The following is a 12,496-nucleotide window of genomic DNA, read 5'->3' as shown; positions in this document are numbered from 1 at the left end:
CGTATTCCTTGACAGCTAGTTCCATCGATTCATCTACCATTTTTGAGATTATGTTTCTTAAGCTTTGATAGAATAAAGTCTCAATACCCCCGATTTAACTGCTGACTTATGGCGATAAAATGTATCTCTGGATAAGCCCATTACTTTACATGCTTTGAAACATTTCCTAATTCTTCAGCAAGGTTTAATAGGCTAACTTTATGTTTAATGGTTTTAACTGTATTATCTATCATGAGCGTTTTCCTCTTGGTTTTGTTTAAAGTTCGCACCTTCTATCAACCGGAAACTCTCACTTTTTCAAGTAAATGTGTCAGATTAAGTCGAAACTAATTCAACTTAAATGGAATAATTTATCTACAGTCCCTATTAATACTAAACTGTTTTTTTCAACTAATGGAAATACAAATGATTTCATATCTTTATTTAATAAATCAGGATCATAATTTAATTTATATTTTTATTAGAGGCGTATTATTATTTATTTTATGTACTCTTTTACTTCGATTTGGTAATCATCGTTTTAAATTAAATAATTCTTTTGATCTTGTAATCGTAGTTATTTTAGGTGGTTTAATCAGTAGAGGAATAACTGGATCAGCTACTTTGATTTCTACTTTGGTTGCTTTAATTTCTTTAATCTTGATGCATAAAACCATAGCAATATGTTGTCGAAAATATCCATCAGTTGAAAATTTTTTTAAAGGAAATCATTTTATACTTATAAAGGATGGTATTTTACAAAAGAAAAATTTAAAAAAATTGAACATAACCGAAAAAGATATACTTGAGCAATTACGTCAACAATTGAATCTTTCCTCTTATAAAGGAGTTAAGGTTTCATATTTAGAACGAACAGGTCATATTTCCTTTGTAATAGAGAAGTAATAACCGCAAAATTAAAAAGTTTAATAATTTCCAATTTAATTCTCTTTATTGCTCTCTATCAAGATGGGGTTTTAACTAGGGCGGTCTAATTATTCTTTGTGGTACTGATACCTGGTATAAAAGGATAGTAATCTTATTATGGAGAAGTGAATTTTGTTTTTCTCATTACATGTAAATTACATTGTGTAAATATTTTCCTCTGTAAAGAGTAAACCCGTATTATCGCTTTATAAACTCTGCCAAAGCAATTCAGTTATTGAATCCCTCTCTGACTATGTGGATTATAGATGTAGTTAAATCATAATTAAATTGAACTTTAATAGAATGGACATTGCTAACTTGTTCTATACCTTAATTGTAACAGTTATTTATTATGATTTGGGTAAATTGCAAAGAGATTAATCGAAATTGGTTTATTTTTTCTGCTTGTTTTACAAATTGCAAGATGAGGAGCATTTTCCGTCAAAAAATTTCCGCGTAGTATTATAAACAAATTTTGAATGAAGCTTTTTTCATGGATTTAACTTGAACCAATTTAAATAAGAACGAATTAGATTAATATCCATAATGACAACCTAAATTTTAAAAGAGAAAGGCAAATGATAATATGATTATTTTTACAATCCTGTTTTTTGAGTTGCCTCTTTAATTAGGAGCTCCAATGCAACGAATCACAGTGTTTAAAATCTGTTTAATTTTTCTGAGCCTCAGCAATTTTGAAGCTCATGCTGAGTCTACACTTCAATCGGGGAATATTCGTACTCGGGAGTGTAAAGACATTCGCATTCCAAGTGCAAAAAAAATACAAATCAGTAATGAAGGAACTCTTTTTCATTTTAAATTTACCCTTCCTTCCTGTGGGCATGCTTCATATCAAGATCTATATCCTACAGCGTATATCGTACAACAACTTGTTGAGGATTTTTATAAAAGTAAAACGGTTAAACTTACTGTAATCCAAGATCCGCCATCTCAGCCACTAGCCAAAGACACTTTTCTTCTTGAGGTAGAGCAATCACTTTTTGACGATAGTTTTGCTTTTAGAGAGGAGGTGCAGCTTGTTTATGCCCATAATCACATCCATATGGTTAACCAAGCTCACATTATTCCCGACAGTGTGATTAAAGCGTCAGAACCCTACCAATTCTTGCGTGATATACAATGGAAAAATGATTGTCAACAAGAATCAGCAGGCTGGTGCTACACCTGGGATGGATATTTCTCAATAACTTGGGAATGGGATGGCAGTCAAAATATAGAGGAAATGAAGCACTATGTAATCCAAAACATTTTGCCCCAAGCTTTTGAAGAAAGTTACCTTAGATATGAACGATACATCTATGAAATAGCTAACGCCTTAAGATAAGTGAAAATAAAAATATTCGAATACATAAATAGGGCGAGTAAACAAAAAAGCGTACCTGACTGTAATCAATCAGAGTACGCTTGCAAGCCGGATTAAGATGAGTCACTTAAGGCTTGTAACAAATAAAATATACTATACAGGGTTTAGTTTCTTTTTTTATTTGCCTTTAACAAAAAATGTTTGGTTCATTATCAGGTAATGATCCATTTTGCGATGACGGATCATGGGGGCTATACCCTGTGAATAATGAGTCTACCTTTCTCTTGAAAAAACCCAAATTGTTGACAAAACGCCGATAACTCTGACTCATATCTTCAATGTATTGAGCCATGCGAATGGTATTTGCCAGTTGGAATTTGACTTTAGGATGGATGGCTTCACTGGCATTAACCTGTTGTAACACATCCATTAAATCTTCAGTGGATAATTCTTTTTGGAAATCTCTTAATGCCAAAAGCCCTTTACGTACTCGCATTAAATAGCGAGTTGGCTCACCCGCTTCAAGCGCTTTTTGGATATGCTTTGTTAGCAGGAGATCAAAGCTGGTATCAAACAGCTTGTTTTTTATAGCCGCTTGGGGAATGTCGGCCAAGACGCTCGCTAATTGATTTAATTCTACCTCATTGGGGGGTTGCAAAGACATTTCACCAAAATCATATAAACCCAATTGATGATTCTGATGGCGCAATTGATTACCATGGCGGTCGGAATCAAAACAACCACCCTGAAGTATGTTAATGAGCTCCATCGTGATGATTGCTTTAGCAATCGCTCGGCGAATTTCCTTGTCTTCAGGAGTTTGGTTAGGAAGCTCATTAAATTCGGTTCCATAAATACGTTCAATGAATCGATAGCCTTCGCCGCTTTTAATCAAATGAGCTGGAATTATGGTAAAAGTATGTGGTTTATCATCAACGCTCACTGTGATGGAACGAGCGTATAGCTCGGCTGCAATCAGGTTTTGCTGCTCACTTAACTTTCTGTCCATTTCAACTTTCGACAGTTCTCTGGCTTCTTTGATAATCGATAGAATACTCTCCCGAATGGGTTCCATATCAACATGCGAGCAAGACTCAATGGTCTTTTGCAAATGCATAAAACCTTCTTGCGCATTTTTTGCTGCATTTTCACGCAACATCAATAGCACTACATCCTGTCCATTTTCTAACTCTGCTTCAAGAGCCAGGTTATAGGAGGCCGAGCCTAAAAGAGCGCCGACACGTTTAATCATTTTGCGATCGTCACGTGAAACCACCTCGCGCAAGAGCCGCCACAATTGCCAACGATGAGGTGGGTTCGCCCGTCCCTTCAAGTGATCCAGATCGCGGCGAATAGGCTCAGGTGTATTCGGATGACTATGAACTGCCTGAGCCAGTTTGATATAGGCCGGTCCCATGTGCTCACATAGCATGGCTAGTTTTTTACCCGCACTGGGTGATTGCCTAGCCCCATTCGATTGATTGGTGGCTACTAACATTCCTGCTAATAAATGGCTGCGAATGTATTTATCCGCTGAACCCAGATAAGCTTTCAACAAGGCATAAGCAAAATTTTCTTCTTTATCTGTTTCGGCATGCGGGAATAATTTATGGGCAACGTAGGAAAAGGCTTCTTTGTAGGCATGTTCCATTTCAGCAGCTGTTTTTACTTTGTTGGCAGGAATAAGCAAGTGATCCACAATAACCGCTCGCTCTTCCAGGCTTACATCCCAGAATTGCGCGTAAAAAGTCCTTAACATGAGCGTAATAGTTCTGGACTGTTTATTTTCGCTTTCGGCCATATTACCACTGTAGCCTAACAGGGCTGCCAGGCTGTTTATTTTATGATGGCTTAATAAATAACTGGAAAATCTATCTGTTGTTTGACGACTGATAGGAGAAGAAATAAATTCCAAAAATTCCTGTATGTCGTTTTTGTCTTCGCTCAGCTTCCGAGAGGCCGCGGCCAGGCTACTAATAGAGAAATCGATCTTTTCTTGTTGATTAGTAGATAGATATTTATCTGGCTCTAACAAAATACCTAAATGTTCAGTCACTTCCCACTGAGATTCGATGGCATTGGCTAATCGCGACAGCATTAATGTGACATCTCTTTTTGCCATATTTTTATACAGATGATTAATCACAGCTATCATCTTTTCTTTATATTCCTGAGATTGGTCATCCTGACCGTATTTATCTCTTAGGTCTTTGACTAATTGTTCAATGGCTTCATTACGTAGAGAAATATAGCTAATAGGGAGACTGATTGCATTTTCTACAAAGAGAAGCTCTTCCAATGCCTGAATACGCTCATCGGGATCTGATATCTCTTTTATCCGTTCGATAACCAGCCGAGCAAAATGCTCTTGCACCTCTGGGGAGGGAAAGAGCAGTTGTGAATCAAACATACGATAAATAAGAATTAAATCATTCGCTGTTAAATGGTTGGTTCCAGTGGCTTCTTGCGGTAAATTCCAGAGGAATGATTTGAATATGTCGGCACGATCAACAGGATTACTCACATACTGCATAGCAAGTTTGAGTAAGGCCATTGTCTCTTTGGTTAATATCTCATAATTTCCATACTCTTTGATATGTTCTTGAAAAAAGATAGGTGCAATAGAATAGACCCGCGTCCCATCATCCACATTTCTATTAGTTAAAGGGAGTAACTGTTCCAAACAATCAAGACTGAATGAGTCAAAAGGCAAGCGAAAAATCTGAATAAATGCCCGAGGCGGAATTTCATAAAAATCCATTGAGCTAGCATTAAGAAATTTTAGTTGTTCTTCCGTGGTAAATAAATCAAATTTTTTGTCCTGAAATTGCTGATTAATAACAAATTGAACATAGGGAGCGTTATAATGTAATTTGGATTTTATTTCATTTGAAGCCTGTAGCAAGTGCTCCAGATCTCGTTTATCTTCTCGTCCCAGGAAAAAGCTTTTTACAACGGCTTTCTCCTCTGGAGTCCCATTGATGGCTATATTTGTAAATTCAGTCAGCAAAAATTGAATGGCTAGATTGTCAACATTGCGAGCATTATCTTCTGAAGGTTTGATTAATACGGGCCAGTTCAAATCATAATATTGTTTCAATTTATCTTCAAAAGAGACCTCACTAAAAAACATCTCGAAATTGACGTTAAAATTCTTAGTCACCTTATCAGATAAAAATGTCAATATAGCGTCACAATAATAACCACTGTAGGAATCAAGCTCTGGGGGCAATGTAGTAATTGGTTTGGTTTCATCATAATTAAGGATGAAAGACAATAGTTTTTTGTCAGGCAATAAAGACCATACGTTTTGATCACGAGTTACGCCGAGGTGCCATAATGTCTCGGCAATAATAGAACTCTCATCTTTTTGTGCCCATTCAAGATGACTCGACCAAGGCACTTCAGCAACATTATTCTGCGGTGCAAAAGTATTCCACTTAATATGTTCACCAATAATTGAACCAAAAAATCGTTCGTTTCCGACAGGCATGCGCTGATGGATTGCTTCAAATTGATAGGTATGAACTCTTGCTCGCCCCTGGGGATGTTTAATATGATCGGTGAGGGTTTTTTGTAACGCTTTGAGTGACTCTGCTGCCTCTTTCGCCTCCTCAAAGCTTTTTGCTTTAACAAACGCTTCAAATGCATCGTTTAAGACCCTGAAAGGTCCAAGTGGAGGGAGTTGGACGTTACTCTTCAAATAGTTTCGACCAGTAAAATGTTGATGGACAAGAGCCAGATAAATTTGTTCAAAAGCTGGAATTCGTAGCTCAAAAGCACGTTCAATCAATTCTTCCGCTGCTTTTTTCACTTCCGCATTCTTCAAATTAATATCCATCGCATACAAAATCTGACAGAAATCCCGAACCTTAATTCCAACACTAGAGACTATTTCATAGGGTAATAACTCAACGGTTAGCTCTGCTAATTTGGATTCTAAAAACTTGAGTTTCGCTACAGTATTCTTGCATGCATCACATTTTTTTTTAAAGAAAATTTCTCGTTGAATCGGGGCGACAGCTTTTAAAATAGTATTTGGCAAAGACGTGTGTTGTTTTTCATTGCGTTCATTTTCTTTGATAGCCAGCAAGGTTAACAAATTTTTAATACGTTGATGATAATCGGCTAATCCCGCTTGTTGAGAATCATAAACCAAATAAGATGGATGGACATTACTAACATCCCATTTATGTTGCTCTTGAAAGTTAATGCTTTTTCTTAAGTAACTAATACCTGCTGGTATATTATGGCATTGTTCAATCGTTAGTTTATCGAGTTTGAATTGTTCACTGGCTGAAATTTCATAATAAATTCCAACACCTTCGTGTTTTATGTAAAGTAGCTCATTGGCTAAAGCGAACTCTAATTCTTCAACCGTATAAACGCCATTTTGCATTTGCTTAAGAAAATCGCTGTGAATGACGATCGCGGGTTTAGAAAATCCGGCCAGCGATTTAACCAATTTATCGCCTGTCGTTGTAATAAAGAGTTCAATGGATCCTTCGAAATTGGCGGGGCGTAATTTATTAATCAGTTCAGTAAGAAATGCCTTGGTTTCTTCCAATTCGACTCCATCTAACGAATACAACTGATGTTCTTCCATCAGCAATGCTCTCCGTCTCTCTATGTCGTCGTTCCCTGTCATCTGATAATATTTATTCGCGTCCCGGATTGTAGAGCGTAGGTAATAATCAGCATCTGTAAATGGGATGGATTTCCATGTTGCCCCTTTCGGATAGGAAATATAAAAATAAGGTAAAGAATGATAGTCCTCTGTAAAACAGGCTATCCTATTCCATGGGTCAAAAAGGATTCCCCCCCATTGGCTGATGTCATTGAGAGGACTATCGGGATTGCGGTCAATGACCAAAAACGTATGCCCATCTGTAGGGTTGCCCTCATCATCAAAGTAATCAATACTAATTTTCTCAACGCGGATATCACTGTCAATTAAATATTCATCATATAATCGTTTAAGGGCAATGGCGGCATGTTCCTCACAAAAACCCGTACTGACTTCTGGTCTATCAAAATATTCGGCGATGGCAAATATATTTGATTTTTGGATTGTTTGTATAACCTTTTTATCACTCATTCCTTGAAAAAGCAGAGCGTTTTCACGGTTAAATTGCTTTTGAAAGGCATCTCGATGTTCAGCCAATTCAAGGGTTTTTTTAAACCGATAAGCTAATTCTTTATCGGTAATCGTTAATTCTTTTCCTTGGCATAAAATTTGGATGAGATCATCGGCATTTTTTTCAAGATAGTCATCTATTTCAGTGACGTTAATATCACTGCTTCCTCTTCCCAGCAGTTTTTTTGCTCTTGCAATTTTTTCACATAAAATTGAAGACTGTTTGAGAATAATTTGCTTGAACTCTTGCCTCTGATTCTTGGTTAGATTGTGCGGCGATTTTACCTGGTTCTCGAGACAAAATTCCTTAAAACGCTCATTAATAAACTCAAAAATATAGTACTCGATTTGCTTTTGTCTTACATAGCTTTCATGCGCCTCAGATTTCCTATCATGGGCTTCAAGATATTCCATTTCGTATATGCATGCTTCTAATTGCTCATCTTCCGGGGTATTTGCCCGTCGAGCCTCCTCATACGCTTTTATTTTGCTGCGCTCAATCTGTTCAAATTCTTCATATCGATTCGCTGCCAAAGGAATTTTTTGATTAATTGAAGCGTTAATCTCAATGCATTTGTTTAATAATTTTTTTCTCAGCTCTTTATCTTTCATGTGAATTCCCACACATTGCATTTCATCTTATGAACCTAACTTAATGCATGTTTAAATCTTTTTGCTACGCTATTGATACTGTTGTTATTTGAAAGAATGTTACACACACTATATGAAAAAATGACTTTGCAGAAACAGCAACTTCTTCAAACGACAGCTAGCTATACTGTCTTAGGTAATGTACGTGACTCTCAGCCAGGTGAGACTTAGCTAATCACAGACAAAGTGAAGGTTTGGGGGTCGGGAGGAGTAGTAGCTATTCGAAAGATGTCAATAACTTCCAAAGTTGGAAATTGCAATAAATGTCTTCCTCGAGAAGAAAGAGTAATGCTGTTCTCTATGTTCCGCTCATACATTTTTGTTTTTGAAGCTTCAATTTGTGTCCTCTTTTTAAAAACCAGCTCAGGATTAACGGTACTCATTCCTAAGTTGTTAGAAGCTGAATCTAAAGTCTGGAAAAATAAAATAGGCATGCAAATAACATTTTATACGAGCATTGTGTGTAATTATTGCACTATTGGATTAATTTTACAATAGAAGAAAAAACTTTTTTAAATTTTAAAAGATGCCTGGAAGCTTTAATGTCGTTTGATTACATATCTTGAACTCTTAACCAATTATCATCACTAGTTTATAAGGTGTTTCTTCTTTGAATTTTCTCCAAGCACGCTGGGACTCTCGAGTTATCGCCAGAACTTCTATAGAATTAGATGCGGCAAGTGTTATGTGATTCTTTCTGTTCTGTATCATCACAGATATTTTGCCTACGTTTCATTTGTGTAAAAGAGATATCAAGAATCCCAGCAGAATTATGATAATTTTTTTGTGCTTTCAGAGATGGTTTTCTACGGGGTAATTCTAAATCGTCCTTTGATAATATCTTGTTATTATAGGGTAAGTGAAATTCTCCATGGCTTTTAACTTCTACCTTTGTTCCAGGAACGATAAATGCAGCAAATTTGCTTATTTTTTCTTTTATTTTTTTAGTGACTATAAAAATATAATTAGTATAAAGTTTATTAAGAGTGTACCGGATATTCGCTGAAATAATCGAGGTAGGTAAAGTTGCGCGAGGATTGCCTTCAACAGAGTAAGAATTGATCAAATGGGACCAATAACGAGAGCTATAATTTAATTTATTAAAATAAAAGGGGAGAAATTTTTTAAATTCTTTACTGCTATGAAACATGAACCATCCCTTATTTGCGTCGAGGAAGTGGTAATTTTTATTATCATCTTTATAAAAACCCATGGTGTGTCCTGAAGCACCTAACAATGATAATTGAAAAATTTCCTTGGTGTTTTGCTTGGTTAAAGAAATTAATTTATTAGCAATTTCTTTGGTGTTTTTATGGAAACGTAATCCCTGGATGCTGAGCTTCCAAACAGGTTGAGCAGAAAATTTGTGTGCAATTTTACCCTCCCACAAGCGAGAACCATATAAATCCTGTAAACTGCAAATTCTTTCCGTTAATGGAGCGAGGTGATTTGCATCTGAAAAAAAACGCCGTACTTGTAGGGTGACTGGTTTAAAAGGTGGTTTTTGTGGATTAATTCCAAACGGGTTTTTTCCATTAATCAAGCAAAGAGCCCATTCCGTAATATATCCAGAGCATTCCCCTTGTGAATTACCACATCGGATATCTTTGGATTGTTGAATTGGCAAAATTAAGACTCCACCCATAAGGTGAATTTCTTGCAGCATTTTATCAGCGCTCTGAGCTGCCTTATAATTAAATGCTCTTGTTCGGGATTGAATATTTTTTTGTTTATTAATGACTTCAAATATTAAGTTTCTGACTTTAATCAATTTTAACTGATAAAACCCTTGAGAGGTGCTTTTTATTTCAGCATCTAATTGCTCATAAATTTTATGATAATAATCGGGTAATGACACATCAAAAGATTTTCTTAATTGCTTTAATTTTTTTTCAACAAATAGATTTTTTGCGGAATAGTAGGGAATTGTTCTTTTTAAGTTCTCTAATTCAATGATGGCTCTATAAATACTCATTGTATCTTTATTTTTGACATCTTATTTTCGAATTTTAAACAAACGTTGAATAAAAACAAGTGTATTCCTCCTTTATTACAAGCGGGATTTTAACGTTAACAGTTAGCAACTTGAATTAATATTTCACTGAGGCTCACCTTCTAATAAGAGCGACTTTTACATTCCTGGGTTCTTCTGCCGGTAGCGTGGCTCGTTTGCTTACAAACGAGATTTAAACCTTAATGGGTCGTTCAACAATAGAAGAATTTTTTATTCTTAGATAATCATACAACATGAAGTTGCTCTGTTTGTACGCTCTTCTTCATTATCTCCATTATCTTCTCTATCCATAGCAATCAAGTGGTTCAATTCATTACTCAATTCTTGGGGGAGATTTGCTGGATCCAATTTGTATTTTTTCACTGCAAATAAGGATTGGCTCAATAAAGAAGAGGAGTAATTGGTGTTCCATACTAAAAATTGTTCCGGGGTCCATTTACCAAATGTATCACCGGTGGGTATTTGTGGAGGAACAAAATGCGGGTCAAGCTCCATGTAATACTCAAAAAATAGATTTAATGTATTGGGAAAGCACGGGGTAATGTAGAATCGGCCCTTGGCAGCGCGCTCAATGACGGGGATTGCAAATTTTAGTGCGTCCTGGGGGGATAATTCCTTATTATTTCTTAATGCCATGTTATAACCCACAAACCAATAATTGCTTTCACCCGTGAATTTGTTATAAATATCTTCCCCGACCGTTTGAGGGGTTATATTACCGTATTTGGAGCTTTGCAGGGTTATTGCCATATTCAGGGTGCCGATAATGATTTTTTCCAAGCTGAGGTCTGTATATTTTCCGGGTTCTTCCAATAGGGAAATAGCTACACCTAATGTCTGATCCTCAACTGTTCCCCCATAGTTACTGGTTCTCATATCAAGCAGGAGTGCTTCAATGAATTTTGGATAATATTTCTGTTCTAACTGATATAAAAAAATTAAAGACATTTTTACTGTTTAATGACGCAAAACGGGATGAGATCATATTATTTTAAAACCAAATAGTCAATTATTTATCCTTTTTGATTGCTCAGCGACCCAATACTGAGAGTCCTCAGAGGCAAGCAAGTGTTCCCATTTAATTGGAACGAGATTATTTTTAAACGATTTAGAGTAATGCTAGACAAGTGAAAAATAAAATAAACATTACAAGTAAATATTTCTTGAGTTAACCGGGTTGTAACTGAAGTTTCTTCCAGACCTTATAAACTTAAAAAACAAACTTAGACGAAATCCCTCATTCATTCGGCACTTTATAGCGACTCCGTGCTAAAAAACACGCGGCCTGATTTATCCACCCATCATAGGCTTAAGATGAGCCTCTTGTCGTTCTGCAAGCTGCGCTTCGAGATTGAGTAATTCCTTTGTTCTTAGTGCCAGGAATGTCTGCATTGCGGCCAAATCCATTTCGAGTAATTCCGCTTTAGCAACCGGAGTTCCTGCTCTAAAACTTTCCGCACCATTTTTGAATCCCTTACAGATCGCCACCTCTGAACCTAATCCGGAATCCTTGCCGTACCAATCGAGATATTTTTCTTCTGTGAAATAACAATAGAATTGGGGTTTGCAGTCGATTCTGTCTTCAAACTTCGGTGAAGGAGAAAAAGGTTCACTGCTGCAATATGCTTTGGCAATGCACATCGGCAGTAATTTTTGGGCTCCACCAACTCCTTCTACAAATAGTTTATTAATATGATTACTACTATCCCAATTTGCAAGAAATCCCCCAACCCTTCGATAATAATTCACTTGAAGTTGCAACTGATGAATGAGGGTAGATTCAAGATCAAAGTGGGTTTCTCCGGTGGTTATTTGTCCATTTAGACTGTAGGAAACACCTTGTTGGCGTAACCTGTTATATTGATCCAATAAAAGTTCCAGAATTTCTTTACCTTCTTCGTTTGCAGGGATGCACTCTATAATTAATGTCCACATGTGTTTGTCAAAAGCCCAAAGTGCATATTCAAAACCGCTAATTGCAAAAAAAGTTCGACCAGAGCAATCAGTCACTTCATTTCTATGGAAAAGTAAACGGATATTTCTCTCAAGTGCGGCCCTAACAGAATGGTAGTCTCCACGCACTACAAAATCTAAAAAGGTCGCTTTATCGAGTTCATATTGTAATAATTCTTTCTGTTCCTTGGAGCTTCTATAAAAATTGAATAAATCTAATTTAGGTAATTTATTAGTTACATTAACCCACATTTCAGTGGGTAAACTGCTGCTTTCAGTACTTTCTATAAGAGGGTATTTTTCTTTCATTTGAGTTTCCAACAATGACTACAAGGTTTAACTCAGGGGTTGTCAAAAATCAGGATATTAATCGAAATAAAATCAGGAATCTACTCCTGGTAGCGTCGTTTTAAAAAGGAGCAAATCACTTGAAGTGGGAGAGTACGCTTCGATTTATTGCTAAACTCAATTCGATAACTAGTACTTATGAGTATTAACCCATCGATGAGCT

At 36.3% G+C, this 12,496-nt stretch carries 7 protein-coding genes; 2 read left to right on the top strand and 5 right to left on the bottom strand.

Annotated elements, in window-relative coordinates; translation table 11 throughout:
* Window positions 1-405: 405 nt before the first annotated feature.
* Window positions 406-885, top strand: a complete 480-nt coding sequence (locus KYQ_RS07385) for a DUF421 domain-containing protein (RefSeq protein ID WP_010653201.1) — start codon at window positions 406-408, stop codon at window positions 883-885.
* 661 nt (window positions 886-1,546) lie between these two features.
* Window positions 1,547-2,251 carry a hypothetical protein gene (locus tag KYQ_RS07380; RefSeq protein WP_010653202.1) on the top strand — a complete coding sequence of 235 codons (705 nt, stop codon included), beginning with the start codon at window positions 1,547-1,549 and terminating at the stop codon, window positions 2,249-2,251.
* Between the two features lie 166 nt (window positions 2,252-2,417).
* Here KYQ_RS07380 and KYQ_RS07375 read toward each other — a convergent pair whose 3' ends face one another.
* The 5 genes from KYQ_RS07375 to KYQ_RS07355 all read right to left on the bottom strand — a co-directional run bounded on the left by KYQ_RS07375 (window position 2,418) and on the right by KYQ_RS07355 (window position 12,294).
* The gene (locus KYQ_RS07375; RefSeq protein ID WP_010653203.1) at window positions 2,418-7,979 is read right to left on the bottom strand and encodes an AarF/UbiB family protein; all 5,562 of its coding nucleotides are present in this window, start codon (window positions 7,977-7,979) and stop codon (window positions 2,418-2,420) included.
* A gap of 206 nt (window positions 7,980-8,185) precedes the next feature.
* On the bottom strand, window positions 8,186-8,452 hold the full coding sequence (locus KYQ_RS07370; RefSeq protein ID WP_019349802.1) for a hypothetical protein: 267 nt from the start codon (window positions 8,450-8,452) through the stop codon (window positions 8,186-8,188).
* Between the two features lie 233 nt (window positions 8,453-8,685).
* Complete coding sequence (locus KYQ_RS07365; RefSeq protein WP_010653205.1) at window positions 8,686-9,993, bottom strand: YopT-type cysteine protease domain-containing protein; 1,308 nt, start codon at window positions 9,991-9,993, stop codon at window positions 8,686-8,688.
* Between the two features lie 255 nt (window positions 9,994-10,248).
* Window positions 10,249-10,980: a hypothetical protein gene (locus KYQ_RS07360; protein WP_019349801.1), complete on the bottom strand. Its 732-nt coding sequence runs from the start codon at window positions 10,978-10,980 to the stop codon at window positions 10,249-10,251.
* 342 nt (window positions 10,981-11,322) lie between these two features.
* Complete coding sequence (locus KYQ_RS07355; protein WP_010653207.1) at window positions 11,323-12,294, bottom strand: hypothetical protein; 972 nt, start codon at window positions 12,292-12,294, stop codon at window positions 11,323-11,325.
* Window positions 12,295-12,496 lie beyond the last annotated feature (202 nt).

The organism is Fluoribacter dumoffii NY 23 (genome assembly GCF_000236165.1).
In the GTDB taxonomy this organism is placed as follows: Bacteria; Pseudomonadota; Gammaproteobacteria; order Legionellales; family Legionellaceae; genus Legionella; species Legionella dumoffii.
This window is presented reverse-complemented; position numbering and strand designations above follow the sequence as displayed.

What these genes read in the sequence shown, in the direction of transcription:
- KYQ_RS07375 (WP_010653203.1), bottom strand. Translation starts at nt 7,979, where the DNA reads ATGAAAGATAAAGAGCTGAGAAAAAAATTATTAAACAAATGCATTGAG.
- KYQ_RS07370 (WP_019349802.1), bottom strand. Translation starts at nt 8,452, where the DNA reads ATGCCTATTTTATTTTTCCAGACTTTAGATTCAGCTTCTAACAACTTA.
- KYQ_RS07360 (WP_019349801.1), bottom strand. Translation starts at nt 10,980, where the DNA reads ATGTCTTTAATTTTTTTATATCAGTTAGAACAGAAATATTATCCAAAA.
- KYQ_RS07365 (WP_010653205.1), bottom strand. Translation starts at nt 9,993, where the DNA reads ATGAGTATTTATAGAGCCATCATTGAATTAGAGAACTTAAAAAGAACA.
- KYQ_RS07355 (WP_010653207.1), bottom strand. Translation starts at nt 12,294, where the DNA reads ATGAAAGAAAAATACCCTCTTATAGAAAGTACTGAAAGCAGCAGTTTA.
- KYQ_RS07385 (WP_010653201.1), top strand. Translation starts at nt 406, where the DNA reads ATGATTTCATATCTTTATTTAATAAATCAGGATCATAATTTAATTTAT.
- KYQ_RS07380 (WP_010653202.1), top strand. Translation starts at nt 1,547, where the DNA reads ATGCAACGAATCACAGTGTTTAAAATCTGTTTAATTTTTCTGAGCCTC.